General features: G+C 33.8%; 15 protein-coding genes. 11 read left to right on the top strand and 4 right to left on the bottom strand.

The annotated features are described in order from the left end of the window. The first annotated feature begins 60 nt into the window (after window positions 1-60). Entirely contained in the window at window positions 61-1398 is a 1338-nt protein-coding gene (locus ABXQ82_RS12745; RefSeq protein ID WP_367060169.1) for a DEAD/DEAH box helicase, read from the top strand. A gap of 8 nt (window positions 1399-1406) precedes the next feature. Next, window positions 1407-2720: a DEAD/DEAH box helicase gene (locus tag ABXQ82_RS12750; RefSeq protein WP_367060172.1), complete on the top strand. Its 1314-nt coding sequence runs from the start codon at window positions 1407-1409 to the stop codon at window positions 2718-2720. Between the two features lie 26 nt (window positions 2721-2746). Here the strand turns inward: ABXQ82_RS12750 and ABXQ82_RS12755 are convergent, their stop codons facing one another. From ABXQ82_RS12755 to ABXQ82_RS12765, 3 genes are all read right to left on the bottom strand, one after another. After that, the gene (locus ABXQ82_RS12755) at window positions 2747-3487 is read right to left on the bottom strand and encodes an acyl-CoA desaturase (RefSeq protein WP_367060175.1); all 741 of its coding nucleotides are present in this window, start codon (window positions 3485-3487) and stop codon (window positions 2747-2749) included. Window positions 3488-3667: 180 nt separating this feature from the next. Then, window positions 3668-4237, bottom strand: coding sequence for a Crp/Fnr family transcriptional regulator (locus ABXQ82_RS12760; RefSeq protein WP_367060178.1), 570 nt, complete (start codon window positions 4235-4237; stop codon window positions 3668-3670). A 75-nt stretch (window positions 4238-4312) separates the two neighbouring features. Beyond that, window positions 4313-5065: a slipin family protein gene (locus tag ABXQ82_RS12765; RefSeq protein WP_367060181.1), complete on the bottom strand. Its 753-nt coding sequence runs from the start codon at window positions 5063-5065 to the stop codon at window positions 4313-4315. A gap of 419 nt (window positions 5066-5484) precedes the next feature. Here ABXQ82_RS12765 and ABXQ82_RS12770 point away from each other — a divergent pair, with 419 nt between their 5' ends. Beyond that, window positions 5485-7515, top strand: coding sequence for an IPT/TIG domain-containing protein (locus ABXQ82_RS12770; RefSeq protein WP_367060184.1), 2031 nt, complete (start codon window positions 5485-5487; stop codon window positions 7513-7515). Further along, window positions 7515-8678, top strand: a complete 1164-nt coding sequence (locus ABXQ82_RS12775; RefSeq protein ID WP_367060187.1) for an IPT/TIG domain-containing protein — start codon at window positions 7515-7517, stop codon at window positions 8676-8678. Before ABXQ82_RS12770 ends, ABXQ82_RS12775 begins: the two co-directional genes overlap by 1 nt. A gap of 86 nt (window positions 8679-8764) precedes the next feature. Here the strand turns inward: ABXQ82_RS12775 and ABXQ82_RS12780 are convergent, their stop codons facing one another. Further along, window positions 8765-9067 carry a hypothetical protein gene (locus tag ABXQ82_RS12780; protein WP_367060190.1) on the bottom strand — a complete coding sequence of 101 codons (303 nt, stop codon included), beginning with the start codon at window positions 9065-9067 and terminating at the stop codon, window positions 8765-8767. A 234-nt stretch (window positions 9068-9301) separates the two neighbouring features. On the opposite strand from ABXQ82_RS12780, the gene ABXQ82_RS12785 reads away from it, so the two are divergent. From ABXQ82_RS12785 to ABXQ82_RS12815, 7 genes are all read left to right on the top strand, one after another. Continuing rightward, window positions 9302-11590: a leucine-rich repeat protein gene (locus tag ABXQ82_RS12785; RefSeq protein ID WP_367060193.1), complete on the top strand. Its 2289-nt coding sequence runs from the start codon at window positions 9302-9304 to the stop codon at window positions 11588-11590. A 149-nt stretch (window positions 11591-11739) separates the two neighbouring features. Next, on the top strand, window positions 11740-13926 hold the full coding sequence (locus ABXQ82_RS12790; RefSeq protein ID WP_367060196.1) for a tetratricopeptide repeat protein: 2187 nt from the start codon (window positions 11740-11742) through the stop codon (window positions 13924-13926). Further along, entirely contained in the window at window positions 13926-14663 is a 738-nt protein-coding gene (locus ABXQ82_RS12795) for a LytTR family DNA-binding domain-containing protein (protein WP_367060199.1), read from the top strand. Before ABXQ82_RS12790 ends, ABXQ82_RS12795 begins: the two co-directional genes overlap by 1 nt. A gap of 79 nt (window positions 14664-14742) precedes the next feature. Further along, window positions 14743-15942 carry an acyl-CoA dehydrogenase family protein gene (locus ABXQ82_RS12800; protein WP_367060202.1) on the top strand — a complete coding sequence of 400 codons (1200 nt, stop codon included), beginning with the start codon at window positions 14743-14745 and terminating at the stop codon, window positions 15940-15942. A gap of 29 nt (window positions 15943-15971) precedes the next feature. Further along, entirely contained in the window at window positions 15972-16568 is a 597-nt protein-coding gene (locus ABXQ82_RS12805; RefSeq protein ID WP_367060204.1) for a Crp/Fnr family transcriptional regulator, read from the top strand. 93 nt (window positions 16569-16661) lie between these two features. Further along, the gene (locus ABXQ82_RS12810) at window positions 16662-17012 is read left to right on the top strand and encodes a hypothetical protein (protein WP_367060206.1); all 351 of its coding nucleotides are present in this window, start codon (window positions 16662-16664) and stop codon (window positions 17010-17012) included. A gap of 104 nt (window positions 17013-17116) precedes the next feature. Next, complete coding sequence (locus tag ABXQ82_RS12815; protein WP_367060208.1) at window positions 17117-17989, top strand: pirin family protein; 873 nt, start codon at window positions 17117-17119, stop codon at window positions 17987-17989. Window positions 17990-18047: the final 58 nt, after the last annotated feature.

Below are 18047 nucleotides of genomic sequence, written 5' to 3' on the forward strand. Positions count from 1 at the left end.
TGCATTCCAATTTAAACGATTCTCGAATTCCGTATGATTATCTTTGTACAAAATAATTTTATGTCAAAATCATTTTCCGATTTAGGGATTAATCTGCTATTGCAACAAAGTTTAGCCGATTTAAAAATTACAGTTCCAACCGATATTCAAGAAAAAACAATTCCAGTTGTTTTAAATCAAACCAAAGATGTGGTGGCTTTGGCAAAAACCGGTACAGGTAAAACTGCCGCTTTTGGGTTGCCGCTAATTCAGGGTATAGATACTGAAAATAATGATATTCAAGCCGTAATATTAGCACCAACAAGAGAATTGGGGCAACAGATCTATAACAATTTAGTTTCCTTTTCAGCAAACATCCGTACTGTTTCCATTGCAGGTGTTTTTGGAGGTATTCCTATAAAACCTCAAATTGAACGTTTAAAATCTGCGACCCATATTGTGGTGGCAACTCCCGGACGACTAGCCGATTTGATAAAACGTAATGTCATAAAAATTAATAACATCGCTTATTTTATTTTAGATGAAGCAGATGAAATGGTAAGCGCTCACAAGGAAGGTTTGGATAGTATTATCGAAGCGCTTCCAAAATCGCGACGTACTTTGTTGTTTACTGCGACTATGCCCGGAACCATAAAACAATTGGTTCAAAATTACATGTCCAAACATGTTGTTCACATAGAAGCAGATATGGCTACCGTTGGACATCAAGGCATCGATCATCAATATGTGGTTGTAGAGCCCATTGAAAAACTTGAAGTTTTGCTTCATTTTTTAAATTCGAAGGAAGGCAAACAAGGTATTATATTTTGTAAAACCAAAGCTGCGGTTAATAAATTGGCAAAAAAACTGGCCATTAATAAATTCTCATCCGGAGCACTTCACGGTAGTTTATCCCAAGGTATTCGCGACCGTATCATGGGACAGTTTAGAGAAGGCTATATTGATATTTTGGTGGCCACCGATTTGGCTGCTCGTGGAATCGACGTTAAAGACATCGCCTATGTAGTTAATTATCATTTACCAGATACTTATGATGCCTATGTTCATAGAAGCGGACGTACAGCAAGGGCAGGAGCAAAGGGGCTCTCGTTAAGCATCATACAACAAGAAGAGATTGACGATATTCCAGAATTTGAAAATGAATTGGGTATTGTCTTTAATGAATTCAAAAAAGCAGATGCCCAAAGTATAGAAGAGAACAACGGATTAATATGGGCGAAAAAAATATTCAAGACGAAACCCAATAGAGATATTTCAGAAGATTTTAAAGCGAAGATAAAAACGATATTTCATCATTTAACAAAAGAGGAATTAGTTGATAAAATATTGGCTAATTATTTGGCACAATCTAAAACGGCGATTCCAAAATTAGAGGATTCCAAGAAACATAAAAAGTAGCAACCGTTATGGCAAATAGTATCAAAGACCAACAGGATATTTTAGGGAAATTGAATATCCAAGGGTTAAACCCCATGCAAAAAGAGGCTATTTCTATAATAAAGAAAACTGCGAATACTATCTTATTGTCTCCAACAGGAACGGGAAAAACATTGGCTTTTTTATTGCCAATTATTAAAACTTTAGATCCCGATAGTGATGATGTTCAGGTTTTGATTTTAGTACCCACACGAGAACTTGCGATACAAATTGAGCAAGTAGTGCGTAATATGGGTACAGGTTTTAAAGTGAATGCGGTTTACGGAGGCAGACCCATATCAAAAGATAAGATTGAAATCAAGCATAATCCTGCTATTTTAATTGGCACACCAGGGAGAATTTTAGATCATTTTGATAGCGGCAGATTTTCAAAAACGACGATCAAAACTTTGGTTTTAGATGAATTTGATAAGTCATTGGAAATAGGTTTCGAGGTAGAGATGAGTGCTATTTTATTAGAATTAACTCATTTAAGTAAGCGCATATTAACATCTGCAACACAAGGAGTTACAATTCCGTCTTTTGTAAAATTAACAGATGCTAAAACGATAAATTATTTAGATAAAAAAGCAAGCACACGTTTAGCAATACAAACAGTTTCATCTCCTGATAAAAACAAATTCACAGCTTTATTAAATCTGCTACTACATTTAGGAAACCAACCCGGAATCATTTTTTGTAATTTTAAGGATAGTATTGGTCAAGTGAGTGCTTTTCTTGAAAAAAATAATATAAGTCATTCCTGTTTTTCTGGAGGTATGGAACAGAAAGATAGAGAGCGTGCTTTAATAAAATTCAGAAATGGTAGCAGTCAGATTTTGTTAGCTACAGATTTGGCCGCTCGAGGTATCGATATTCCAGAACTAAAATTCATTATACATTATGAATTGCCGCTTCATAAAGAAGAGTTTATCCATAGAAACGGAAGAACAGCACGGGTAAACGAAAAAGGAACTGCCTATATTCTGAAATGGAAAAACCAAAAATTACCAGATTTTATTGATGCCATTACAGAAGCAGATATTTCAAAAAAAGCACCAAGTTTAGTACAATATTGGGAAACGCTTTTTATTTCTGGGGGAAGAAAGGATAAAATTTCAAAAGGTGATATTGCTGGACTGTTTTTTAAGCAGGGACATCTTACTAAAGATCAATTGGGTACCATAGAATTAAAACAAGATTGCGCCTTTGTTGCTGTTCCTAAGGCAGAAGCTGAAAACTTGGTACATACACTAAATAACAGTCGGCTTAAAAAGAAAAAAGTACGGATTTATGTGCTATAGTATTTTTTCTATTGAAAAATAAAATACTATTTCTTAACAGGAATTGGTTTCAACTTAATCACACCAAAGGCATTCAACACTTTTATAATCAAATAGGTCATATCGATCTCATACCATTTTACTCCAAAATTAGGACTACTTGCGTACTTATGATGGTTGTTATGATAACCTTCTCCCATCATTAAGAAATCAAAACGGAACAGGTTTTTACTTGTGTTTTTCATCTTAAAATTCACATAACCATAAATATGGCCAAACCAGTTGATAATCACACCATGAATAGGAGCCATCATAAAAGTGATAGGTAATAGCAACCATTGCCACCACGACGTCACAAAAAACGCAAAGAAGAGAATATAACCAGTTATCCAAAGTAATCTGGAAAACCGAGAACTCGCAAAATTATCAAAGCTTTTCCATTGTGGTACGTTTTTAGTAAAACGAGGGTCAACTTCAATACGTCCTTTATTAATATCTTGATATATGGTTTTTGTTTTCCACATCATCGCAAACATATTAGCATCATAAGACGGCGAGTGTGGATCTTTTTCGGTGTCCGTATAGGCATGGTGCATGCGGTGCATAATCCCATAACCGTAAGCACTTAAATAACTAGAACCTTGAAAAATCCAGGTTAAAATAAAAGTAATCCGTTCCATGGTTTTCGACATGGTAAATACCTGATGTGCAGCATAGCGATGCAAAAAGAAAGATTGAAAAAACAAACCTCCATACCAAAGTACTAAAACGAAAAGAATGATAACCATAATTATTTTTTTGCAAAGATAAGAGCATGCAATGTACAAAACAATGAACCTAGATTAATTAAATGCCATTATTTATTTTAACAACAAGCGTTTTGAAAAGTTCCAAATACCAATAACTAAATTCCAAAAGCTTAGCCAGAGCGTTGGAATTTGGGATTTATTTTTTTGAAATTTTAGTTTTCATAATCTTTTTCTAATCCTGCTTAAGGCTTGTGCAGTCACACCAATATAAGAACTAACATATTTTAGCGGAATTGACTTTAAGAGTTCTGGACGGTCTTTAAACAATTTCATATAGCGTTCCTCAGCCGTAAGATTCAATAAGTTTTGTTCCCGTTTGGATTTTAACAAAAAGAGACGCTCTGCAGTTAATCTGCCAATAAGGTTTCCTATTTGGGTATTGTTATAAACCGCTTGTAAATCATTGTAAGAAATACTAAAAAGAGTCGTTTCAGTCAATGCTTGTAGTTCATAAGCTGAAGGTGTCTGCGTTAAAAACGAATCATAAGCACTCACAAATTGGTCTTTAAAGCTAAAGCCAAAAGTGATTTCCTTTTCAGGGTTTTCTTTAGGAATAAATAAGCGTACAACACCAGATTCAATAAAGGAGATATGGTTTTCTATGTCATTCAATTTTAAAAAAACGGTTTTCTTCGGAATCACACGACGTTGTAATTTCGACGTAAAAAACTCCCAATCCTCATTAGATATCGTTGCTATTTGATCTAAGTAATCTTTTATTTGTTCCAAATATTTTTTTAATCTTGTGATTCAATACACAAATATAAGGATTCATGTCACCTAATAAAGTGATTGGTTATCCCATTATTTAACAAGATTGGATTTCTTTTTTTTAACAGGCAATACTTCTTCTGGAAACGGAAAGAGTATGGTTGAATTTTTTTCTGCTGCAATATTCGACAAGGTTTGATACAGACGTAGTTTTATAGCAGAAGGCGACTGATCTATCAGTTTTCCTGCCTCCAGCAACTTGCCTGCGGCTTGTTCTTCAGCTACGGCCAGAATAATTCGAGCCCTACGGGAACGTTCTGCCTCAGCCTGGTTTGCCATCATACGACGCATGTTCTCGGGCAATTGAATGTCTTTTATCTTTACATCGTTAATTTCTATACCCCAATCTTTGGTTTCTTGCTCAACGATTTCTTTTATGTTTTTACCCATTTCCTCTCGTTTGGAAAGGATGGTATCCAATTCCACCTTACCACAAACATCCCTAAGTGCAGCCTGTGCCAATTGGGTAATCGCAAACTTATATTCTTCAACTTCCAAAACAGCTTTTTCAGGATCGTTAATTTTAAAAAACACAACACCATCTATGCTACAGGGCACGTTGTCTTCCGTCATAACTTCCTGTGAGTCAATGTTGAAGGTAATAACTCTAATGTCAACAATTTGGATGGTTTCAATAAAAGGAATAATCCATCGAAACCCAGGTTTCAAGGTTTTTATATATTTTCCGAATCTAAATTTAATAGCTCTTTTGTATTCAAAAATAATTCGAATACCAGAAACGAGAAATATTCCGATAATAATAGCGAGAATGCCGAACCGGTTCATATTACAAATGTATTAAAGGTTACCCTTTGTGCATTTGTTTATTAAAAAGGACGAAAATGCACAACGGGTTAAAGGTTATATATCTATACAATTATGAAAAGTCAAAGAACCTAATGAACACAGTTGTTTATTGGGTCTTTGCCTTATTAAAACTAAATCTTCAATTGAGTTTTAAACTTCAATTAAACGATGACTATGGCGCATCCTAAAATTACGAATTTTTTAGGTAAAAACCACGTTTTAAATGCCGAATATTCCTTATTATGAACACTTTATACATATGATTTTCAAAATATGAAACACCCACGAGATATTTAAATACTGAAAATGTACTTTACATCGAAAAATTCATTCTGTAAGAGTTTTATATAGTTATATTTGTCGGATTAAAGTTTTATATTAGAAAACCAGGTGTAAAAATGAAAAAAATAATTTTATACTTTACAATAATAATGGCGTTTTCATCATGCGATAAAGACGAGAATCTACCGCCAAATAACAATGGTGTAGCTATTAAAACCTTATCTCATAGCATTAATAAAGATGGAGGAGTTACTTTGGCTGGTGAAATTAATAATGTAGAATTACCCATAGATTACGGTTTTTTAATAACTACGGAAAAAAACGGAACATATACGGGTCTTAATTTTGCAAACATTAAACTTAAAACAGGTGTTTTTAACGGAAAGTTTTCCATAGATTTTAATAGTGATCTTAGGGATGGAATAACTTATTATTACAATACGTTAGCGTTAAAAAATGGCCAATATATCTATGGCGAGGAAAAATATTTTTTTTCAAATGGAAGTGCCTCTCCCCAAATAAAATCAATAGTTCCAAATAAAGCCCATTTGGGCGATACCATAGTAATAAATGGACTTAATTTTTCAAAAAACCCTGAAGTATCTTTTAATACTAGGCAATCTAAACTACTTATTAAAAGCGATACTTTAATAAAGTGTATTGTTGCAAATAACCATAATTATAACGCAGATAAATTACCAAACCTAGAATTAAAAATAAAAAGCTGGACGCAAAACGAAACAGTTACTAACGAATTTGCTTTGCATACCCCTAGAGTAGATTCTATAAGGCCTTTTGAAGCTTTCCCAGGAGACACTATTACAATTTATGGCGATCATTTTTCTAGAGAACCTTTTGGTAATCGTTTAATTATTCCGGGGAACTCACCTTCACATGCATACCCAAAAGTTATTAAAGCGAGTCAAAAAGAACTGGAATTTGTAATACGAGGAATAAGTGCTTACCGACCAACCATCGAAATTGAAACCCAACATCAAAGTATTGAGGTAAAAAACAAATTTAAACACGCGTTGCCAACCATTACCGGTTTTTCAAAAAACAAGGTTAAATATGGCGATAAATTAGTGGTTTATGGTTCCAATTTTCCAAGACATAATAGTTATACCAGAGATACTCTAAAGTATAAATTTGGTTCGAAACAGTTAGGGTTTTTCGAAACCTACAGAGATAGTTTGGTAATAGACATTTTAGAAGGCATTGATTATGATGATTTTATTATTAATGGATTGTCTATTAACTTTTTTGGCCATGACACTAGTTATAATGAAGACATTATTTTAGATGAAAATTATGTTCGTTTATCCTTTAATCAAGGTAAAGATATCTCTTATGGAACTATAGGGGAAGATTTATATGCGCTTTCTTATTCATATTCTTACGCCGATAAGTATTTAGCTAAACTGAATAAAGAAACCTATTATTTTGATCAATTATATCCTGATGACCCTACTGGTAAAGCTCCAGATGGATTATATTTCTCATTTTATGGCTCTAAGTTTTATTCGTTTATTAACGATGCTGGAGAAATAAATTTTTATAGTTATGACATTTTTACAAATGAAGAAAAAAAACTTCAAGCATTTCCTGGAGAAAGAAGATTCAACGGATTTAGTGCTGTAGTAGGTAATTATTTGTTTTATGGATTAGGTGCTGATAATATAACAAATGATGGTTTAGACAATATTTGGCGCTATTCCTTTTCTGATGATACATGGGAGTTTGTCCTAGATTTCCCAGATATAGAATCTTATGATACAGCAAAGGTAAAACCATTGACTTTCTCAATTGGTTCAAAACTTTATATAGGTGGTGGTCAACCAGGTTCTAGAACACAACTATTGGATTTCTGGGAATTAGATACCAACACTAATGTAGTTACTAGAAAAAGTGATTTACCAATACCTATTTCCCAAAGAATAGAAGGTTTTAGCTTATACAACAAAGGTTTTTTCGACTTTAATAGTGTAACATATATTTATAATCCTATAAATGATCAATGGTCTGAAAAGGAAACAGGAATGAATTTTAATTATTATAATCAATACATGCTTAAAACAGAAGATTTCATTTACAGCAAAGAATCCAATAGTGTAATTAAAATTAAAAAATCACATTTTAACGAATAATGAAACACATCTTTATAAAATTTAGTTTTTGCATATTAATACTCTTAAACTTTGGTTGTGATGGAGAATCTGAAGGTACGCTTGTTCCAACAGCCGTTATACCACAAATTAAAACATTAGAGGAAGGTGGTGTAGAATTAATAGCAGACTTTCAAAATTTCGCAAAAGAAGATGAATTAGGATTTCAAATATCTAGCGACCAAGGTTCAGAAGAATATATCATATCAAATCCAAAAACAGGTAGGAATTCAATTCGTATAACAACAGGCTTGTATCAAGATAAAAGATATTTAAGCAATGCATTTATAAAAACCAGTCATGACTTTTTCTCGAGTCATTCAAAAGAATTTTATGCCTCATCAGGTAGCTATGTCCCAAAAATTAAGACCATCACACCATCCGTTGGGTATATTGGTGATTTAATAGAGGTTCATTTTTCTGAAAAAATACCTGGAGCTCAAAAAAAAGATTTCAATATAAAACTTCATTTACAAGACGCTGAAATTATTGATATAGTTGATGAGCAAAAAATTATATGCAGAGCTCCTAAATTTTTATCAAATCATTTATATTATAGATATACTTGGGCAAAAATGTCAATTACTTATTTAGATAAAGTTGTGCCAAGCAATTATGAATTTAATATTAAGGCGCCCAGAATAGATTCGGTAAGCCCAAAATTCATCGATTGGGGTGGCGAAATAATTATAAAAGGCGATTTTTATAAAGAAGGCTATCCACCCGATTTTTTTACTGTAAACATTAATGAGGTACCGGTTACAAAAATAACCAAGATTACTCCAAATGAAGTGCGTCTTGAAGTCAGTATTCATATGTTTGTTAATAATCCTAAAATTCTTTTGGGGAGTAATAATCGTGGTGTTGTTGAAACCAATACGTTTCGTTATTATGCTCCTGAAATTACATCGTTTCAGCAAGGCGCTATAGGAGATGAAATTGAAATAATAGGCAATTATTTTTGGCCTGCCTCTTATGTAAATGAAGTTTATTTTGATGATTATAAAGCTGAAATAATTAGTGGAGAATCAACTAAATTAGTTGTTAAAGTTCCAAATGGCACTTATGCTGATAATAAGGCCATATTAAAAGTAAGTACTACAGATGAGTTAGTGTCTGAGCTTAAAGAATTTGTTTTTAAATAATTTTAGTTATGAATTAAAAAGCGAATGTTTAAACTAAACTTTATGGGAAATTTATCTACAACTTTTTCAAATTCTAATAAACCATCTTAACAAAAAACGTGGGGAATTAACCATGCCCAAACAGGCGCCGTAATAAAGCCTGCAATGATATCCATAATCTGCTCTTTGGTGGAGTTTGTACCTCCATTATATTTTTGAAGCAATTCTAAACCTACAACCAAAGCTAAGCATATAGTCAACCCAATCCATACATTAAATAATGCAACAGATATTGCAATAATTATAAAATTGATAAAATAGCCCCAGACGAAGTGCACGTATTTATCATGATGTTTCTTGGATTTACGTTGTCTAGTTTCTAAAAATGTAATTAAAAATTTAAACTTCATTATAGTGTTCAAGATTTTTTGTGCAATGACAATTTTGGTCTTAATATAAGATTAAAATATTGAAATTTCAATCATAAGATTGTTCCCAAAATACCAATTGAGGAATATGCCATAACGCATATTAAATCAATCAAAACGCTTATTGCTTAAAACCCTTCAGAAAAACATTCCCTATATCGTGGTGTGCTTTATACAGCTACTTTGGCGTTTTATTAACCCAAAAACAAATCAAAAATGAAAAAAAATCTACTTATTTTAATGGCCTTTTGTATGTCTATAATTGGATATTCGCAATCGGTTGGCGATACCTTTGTTGACAATTTTATAACCTTCGAGATTACCTCACTTTCACCTGATGAGGTTGAAGTCCACGGCTATGACCATAATAATGGTAGCACAGATGTGGTTATACCTGCTTCAGTTACTAATAGTGGTACAATTTATAATGTTACTAGCATAGGGAATGACGCTTTTGATTACACCGGGCCAACAGGCAAAATAACTAGCGTTACGTTTACTTTACCCAGTAATATTGCTACCATTGGAAATGAAGCCTTTCGAGATCAAAATTTAACCACGGTAACTATACCTTCAAGTGTTATCAGTATTAGCCAGTATGCTTTTTGGCATAATAATTTAACAAGTGTTACTTTAGAAAATGGTATAGAAAGCATTGGTGATCATGCTTTTTCAACAAATCAAATAGCTAGTATTAGTATTCCAGATAGTGTTACTAGTATTGGTCAATTTGCTTTTCAAAGCAATCAATTAACTAGTGCTACACTCTCGAATAATCTTATCACTATTGGCTCAGCTGCTTTTAGTCAAAACCAACTACAAAGTATTGTTATTCCAAATAGTGTTACTAGTTTTGGTAGTGCATTTAGTTCTAATCAATTAACTAATATTACATTCCCTAGTGGTATTACGAATATTGATGTTGGCGCTTTTCGAAGTAATAATTTAACTCATGTTACTATTCCTAGTACTGTTACAAATATTGAGAACACTGCTTTTAGGAATAATCCGTTAGCAACTGTAACTTCCCAAGCCACAACACCTCCAACTATATTTACACCAGGTATTAATGATTCGTTTTGGAATCGTTCTGCTATTGATTTAACGATTCCAATAGGAACATCAGCTGCCTATGCTTCTGGAGGTTGGACAGGTTTTAATTCGGTGACTGAAGCAAGTCCATTAGCTGTGGGTGATACTTTTGTTGTAGATTTTATAACCTATGAAGTTACTTCTGTAGCTCCAGATAACGTCGAAGCTATTGATTATAATATGGCTGGAGGTACTGTAGTTGATATACCTGCTACTGTTTCCTATAGTGTTTCAAATTATAATGTTACTAGTATTGGAATTAATGCTTTTGCACAGAAACAACTCACAAGTATTACAATTCCTAATGGTATTACCAATATTAAACATCATGCATTTAACAGTAATCAACTGACAAGTGTTATAATACCTGAGAGCGTAACTGATATAGATTATTTGGCTTTTACACTAAACTCTATAAGCACAATTGTTTCATTAAGTACTACACCACCTACTATATCTACATTAGCTGGAGGTACTTTCGGCGTCTCTAACCGCAGTAATATAAATCTAGTTATAACCAATAATACTACTGATGAGTATGTTACTGATAGTGGTGCATTATGGACAGGGTTTAAAATGGTTTTTGAAGCAACCTCTCCAACGACTGCTGAAGTTTCAAATTACGACCCTGCAAATGGTACTAATGTAGTTATACCTGCAACTGTTACAGCAGGTTCTATCGTGTTTGATGTCAATAGAATAGAAAATTCTGCATTTGAAAATATAGGCTTAACGAGTGTTTCTATTCCTAATAGTGTTACAGAAATTGGAATTTCTGCTTTTGAATTAAATAGCTTAACTAGTGTAACGATTCCAGATAGCGTTACCCTCATCGGTACAACGGCTTTTGCAACTAATTCTATTACTAATCTATCATTGGGAACCAATTTAACAGATATTGGCCTTGGTGCTTTTGTAGGTAATAATTTATCTAGTGTTACTATTCCTGGTAATGTTACGTTTATCGGTTTGTTAGCTTTTGGTAATAACCCATTAACTAGCGTAACTTCTTATGCTACAGCGCCACCAACAATTACCACAGGTACTAATGATACTTTTGCTTTTAACCGCAGTAATATTGAATTACATATTCCACCTGGTACTATGGGAGCATACGTTACAGATCCAGGGGCTTTGTGGACTGGCTTTAACCCAGTTACTCAAGACGCTTCATTAAGTACTTCTGATTTTGAAGTAGAGAACGGTATAAAAATTATAACCCGTAACGATGAATTAAAGATAATTTCATCAGGAAGTGCAAACCTTAAAGGCTATAACATTTACAATATATCTGGTGCTAAAGTGAAAAGTGGTTCAGAAAGCAGTATCACTATTGATAATTTATCTCATGGTATCTATATTTTACAATTGACTTTTGATACCGGGAAACTCGTTAAAAAGTTTGCGAAGTAAACAAATATCCGTTGCTGTATTATTTAACCAACCGCAAGTTTTTAAAAGGCTTGCGGTTTCTGTTTTACGGCATAGCCTTCTTGGAAAATTCCTCAAATTAATTTTTCCACCATACTATACTATTAACAATTAAATCGTTATTTAGCTTTATGAAAATCGCAAATGCATTTTTTGTTTTTTTGATGCTTAACTTATGGATCCAATCTCCCGTTTTTGGTCAAGGTGTTAAAATAGATAGCCTTAAAATTGAATTACAGAATCACAAAGAAAAAGATACAACTAGAGTGAATCTTTTAAATGAACTAGCATTTTCTTATTTCAGTAAAGACATACTAAAATCCCTTGAATATTTAGAAGAATCAAATGCCTTAGCTGAAGTAATTCAGTTTAAAAAGGGCAAAGCCAGAAGCATTTACATAAAAGGTATTACAGAAGCCATACAATCAAATTATGAACAAGCACTTTTACATTATAGTGAAGCGTTGCAATTGTATGAAAACATTGATTTTAAAAAAGGGATAGCCGACTGTTACAATGCTATGGGTATTACCTTTAAGAATAAAGGAGAGCTAAGAAAAGCAGTGTCATACTATGAAAAGTCAATTATAATAAAGGAAGAAATAGGAGGTGATGACCTATCGGCCAGTTTATTGAATTTAGGAGCCTCTTATGATGTATTGGGGGATTTTGATAAGGCCATTTCATATCTAAAAAAAGCGCTTTCTATTGCTAAAGCAAATAAAAATGAGCAAAGGGTTGCTTATAGTCTAAATAATTTGGGTACTGTGTATTTGAATCAGGGCAATTACCCACTTGCCCTAGAGCACTTTAAAGAATCTTTGTACATCGATGAAAAGCTTGGAGATAGTTTAGGTATTGCCAACCACTTGGCCAACATAGGGAGAGTATATAAGACCCAGAAGCACTATGATAAGGCAATGAAGTACTATGAAAAGGCCTTAGAAATGGACAAGCGGATTGATAACAAAAGAGGAATTGCTTCAACACTTAATGATATAGGTATCATACATGAAGAGGATGGTGATTACACAAGAGCTCTTGACCATTATGTTGATGCGTTGCGCATATGTAAAGAAGTTGGCACAAAAACCGAAACTCCTTATATTCTCATTAACACAGGCGAGGTTTATTTGGCATTAAATGATTATAGTGCCGCAAATAAATACTTTACGTATGCCAAGAACGTAAGTATAGAAATTGAAAACAAGCAGACATTATGTGAAGCCTATATTGGGCTGGCAAGAACATATGCGAACCAAAAAGATTATAAATATGCTCTGGGCAATGCGCTAAAAGCAAAGGAAATTTCCAAAACATCTGGTTTTTTGAATTGTCAAAAAGACGCTTCAGAAATTCTTTCCAAGATTTATAAAGCAAAAGGCAATTACAAGGATGCACTCGAGAGTCACCAGCAATTCAAAATATTGAACGATAGCCTTTTTAATAAAGAAAACGTTCAAAAAATTACCCAATTAGAATATGAGTACAAATACAAACAGCAATTGGACTCTGCCAGTATTAGAGAATTAAAACTTACAAAAACAGTACAAACGACTTCTCAAGATTTAGAGAAATCACAACGGAATTATTTGTGGGCTATTATTGGTGTTCTTTTGGTTTCAATACTTTTAGGGGCAATTATTTTCTATCAAAAATATAGAAATATCAAAGCGAAAAACGAAAATATTGTAACAGAGCAAAGGTTGTTGCGCTCTCAAATGACCCCACATTTTATATTCAACTCATTATCTGTTTTACAGGGTATGATCTTAAATAAAGAAGACAAAAAATCGATATTCTATCTCTCTAAATTTTCAAAACTATTACGGATTACTTTAGAGAATTCAAGAGATAAAATGGTGTCATTATCCCAAGAATTAAAAGCCATCCAAAATTATCTCACCCTTCAAAATTTGGAAAATGAAGCCTATCAATATACTGTTTTGGTTGAGGATACAATTGATGTTCCTATATTTGAAATTCCGCCCATGCTCATTCAGCCGTTTGTAGAAAATGCTATTGAGCACGCGTTTATAAATCAATCAGAAAATAGAAAAATTGACGTTCGTTTAACGTATTCAAACAAACAATTAATCTGTACGATTACCGATAACGGGATTGGAGTTGATGCACAAAAGGAAACTAAAAATCAACATAAAAAATCGTTGGCAACCACGATTACTTCCGAACGTTTAAAAATGCTATCAAAAGAATTTAACATGAAAAGTTCCATAACTATTGAAGACAGAAAACAATACAACAAACAAGGCACTATGGTAACGTTGGTAATTCCCCATAAAATAATCGTAGCATAATGAAGACACTCATTATAGAAGATAAGGCATACATTAGAAAAGGGCTTCTCAATTTGTTAGCATTAATAGATTCTCAAGTAGAAGTAATAGGGGAGTGCGCTTCAGTAAAAAATGCCGTTATAGTTGCTAATGCCTGCAAACCAGATTTGATTTTTTTGGACATTAATCTTTTGGATGGAACTGCTTTTGATTTTTTGGAGCAAACAGAACACCTGGCATTTAAAATTATATTCATCACAGCTTATGAGGAGCATGCCTTAAAAGCTCTAAAAATTGGTGCAGTGGATTATATTTTAAAACCTGTAGATGTAGAAGATTTGAAAGTGGCTTTGCAGAAAGTTAACAGCTTGCCCGTTGCAATACAAAAGCAACAGATCAAGACCGTAAAAGACGTTTTGGGCAACGAGGATTCCAAACTTATATTATCCCTCCACGATAGCTTTCAGGTCATCGATTTAAACGAATTACTGTATTGTGAGTCTGATAAAGGATATACCACATTTTACTGTAGCGACAACAAAAAATACATGGTCTCAAAAACCCTAAAGGAATTTGAAGAACGCCTTACAGACGCTAACTTTATTCGTCCGCATCAATCGTTTATGGTTAACTTAAAGTTTATAGATAAATATGAAAAATCAGGAATTATTTATTTAAAAAACGGAAAGAAAATCCCGGTATCCTCTCGAAAAAAAGAACATTTTGTGAGGTCTTTTTTAAATTGGAACAATAACTAAGCCTCAAGTTTCTTTTAATGTCTTAACTTTAATCAAAATATATTTCTACTATCAGAAATACATCAAAAGATGGAGCTTTATGTTACAAAATGTTTTAATAGAACGCGAAATATACGCATCAGAAGAACATAAAATGATGCAACAAATGATTCAGGATTTCATTAAGAATGAAATTTTAGATCATATAGAAACATGGGAAAAAAATGGGATGGTGTCGCGAGACATTTGGGAACGTGCCGGAGAATTGGGTTTGCTATGTATCGATATGCCAGAACAATATGGAGGAAGCGGTTTAGATTTCAGTTTTAGTGCTTTATTTATTGAAGAATTAGGAAAAGAAGGCATAACCGGACCAGGTTTTTCATTACACTCAGATATTGTTGCGCCATACCTATTAAAGTATGGCACCGAAGTACAAAAGCAAAAATATCTCCCTCAAATGGCCACGGGCAAATTCATTACATCTTTGGGAATGACAGAGCCTAACTGTGGTAGCGATCTTAAAGCTATTAAAACATCCGCAATAGACAAAGGCGATCATTATTTGGTAAACGGACAAAAAACCTTCATCACGAATGGGTATATGAGCGATATGTCCATCGTAGCCGTAAAAACCAATCTTGGAACAGAAAAAGAAGGCGTGTCTTTATTGATTATGGAAAGCAATTCTGAAGGTTTTGAAAAAGGCATCCCTTTCCATAAAATAGGTATGAAAGCCCAAGATACTTGCGAATTGTTTTTTGATAATGTAAAAGTGCCGAAAGAAAATTTATTGGGACAAGAAGGATTGGGTTTTAAAATTATGATGACCGAATTGGCCAGAGAGCGTTTAACAGTTGCGCTTAATGCTATTGGTGGGGCAGAAGGCGCCATCGAAAAAACCATAGCATATACCTCTACAAGAACCGCTTTTAAGCAACCCATTGCCAATTTTCAAAACACACAATTTAAATTGGCGGAATGTGCTTCACAATTACAAGTACATCAAGCTTTTTTAGACCGCTGTACACAATTATTATCAACCCATCAACTTACTGCCGAAAGTGCCTCAATAGCAAAATATTCCGCAACGGAAATGCACAGTAAAGTAGTAGATGAATGTTTGCAACTTTTTGGAGGTTATGGTTATATGTGGGATTACCCAATTGCCCGTATGTATGCTGATAATCGCGTAGCCAGAATTTATGCAGGCACCAATGAAATCATGAAATTATTGATTGCTCGTGGGTTGTTTAAGGAGTTGTTTAAAGAGATGAAAGCCATGAGGAAAAAACAATGAAAATTTTAGATTCTGTTTATATATAAATCATGATTTTACCCAATTTTAAAAAGCACCTCATCGATAAAGGCGGATTATCTGAAGAAGAGTTTGCTCAAATAGTGCCTTTTATTAAAACAAAAAAAGTTAAAAAAAACGAATTCCTGTTACAGCAAGGCGCTATCTGTTCACATTCCTTTTTTGTGGAACAAGGTGTGCTGCGCTTTTATTCATTAAATGAAGAAGGTAAAGAAAACATCTTACAATTTGCTACCGAAAAATGGATTGTTAGTGATCGTGGAAGTGTCTTTTTTCAAGAACCCTCTACCTATTATATTGATGCGGTTGAAGATACATTAACCGTTATGCTTGACGAACATTTTGTTAATGAGGTCGCGAAAGTCAACCCAAATTTTCGGAAACAAAACGAAATCCTGTTGCAGAATCATATTCGCCATCTGTACAGGCGTATCAGTTTATTATTGGGTGCATCTGCACGAGTGCGTTATTTAGAATTTGTGAGTATGCATCCAGATATTATGCTACGTGTACCACAATGGATGATCGCTTCATATTTAGGTGTTACACCAGAAAGCTTAAGCCGCGTGCGTAAAGCTTTGTCAAGAGAGAACTTCAAATCTTATTAGTTAAAAAACCAGAATTGCACATCTTACCATAGGTCAATGCATGCCTTTTTTAGTTGCTGTAATTTAGCAGTAATTGAAAGAAAGGAATACATTATGAGACATTTAGAAGTGTTAGTGCTTACAAATAGTACTAAAGTGCCAAGAATTTTAAATTGGAAGGTTTCAACAGTAAGTAATGTCGAAATCGCTATCGAAAAATTACAAGAAAGACCGTACAAAGTTGTAGCAATTTCTACCGAAATAGCTGAATCTGATAAACTAAAATTATACCGATTAGCGTCTGTATTATTTGATAATCAGATTTTGGTTGAATATACCGATGATTCAACTTTAGAGGAAACAGTTAAATCAGCCTATTGGTCAAAAAACAAACCAGGTAATGCAAGTCATTATTTAGACAATTCGTTTGAAATAAAATTAGCGAACAGTATCAATTCAAATTAATTAATAATAGAAAAGAATAATGTCTGGTTGAGCCTACGTCTGTGCTCAAGACAGGCTAAAATCGAAACCTCATTATTCTAATAAGTATAATAAAAGATAATATTATGAAAACAAGAACAATAGAAAAAGTAACGAAACCAGGGACGCCACATTTTGTGGGAGATGGCTTTAGAGTGCATAACTTTATTCCTGGAACATCAACAATGAAACGCATGGATCCATTTATTATGATGGATTACAATTCGAAATTTAATTTCCCGGCAACCGATAAACCAAAAGGTGTTGGCGTCCATCCCCACAGAGGTTTTGAAACGGTAACCATAGCCTATAAAGGGCGTGTAGAACATGATGACAGTTCTGGTGGAGGTGGTATCATTGGCGAAGGCGATGTGCAATGGATGACAGCCGCTTCGGGTGTGTTGCACAAAGAGTTCCATGAAACCGAATGGAGTAAAACTGGTGGCGAATTCCAAATGGTACAACTGTGGGTAAACTTACCTGCAAAGGATAAAATGAGCGCACCAAAATACCAAGCTATTGCAAATGCTGATATTACAAAAGTTGCACTACCAAATGCTGAAGGTGAAGTTGAAGTTATTGCAGGTGAGTTTCATGGACAGAAAGGGACAGCATCTACATTTTCACCAATACATATGTATAATGTGAAATTGAAAAAAGGTGCTAAAACCCAATTTGCGTTTCCTGAAAACTACACAACTGCCATGTTGATGGTGGAAGGTGATGCCAAAGTGAATGGAGATACCAATGCTCCACAAGATCATTTTGTAATGTTTAGTAACGATGGTGCTTCTTTTACGGTTGAAGCATTAAATGATACCGTAATTTTAGTGTTGAGTGGCGAGCCTATTAACGAGCCCATTGCTGCCCACGGCCCATTTGTAATGAATACCCAAGAAGAACTCATTGAAGCCTTTCAAGATTTTAATACGGGTAAATTTGGGTATTTAGAAGATTAGTAATTTTAAAAGCAGTTCGTTCTGAACTGCTTTTCTATATATTCAAGAAATAAGGGAA

It is taken from the genome of Algibacter sp. 2305UL17-15 (assembly GCF_040720935.1).
In the GTDB taxonomy this organism is placed as follows: domain Bacteria; phylum Bacteroidota; class Bacteroidia; order Flavobacteriales; family Flavobacteriaceae; genus Jejuia.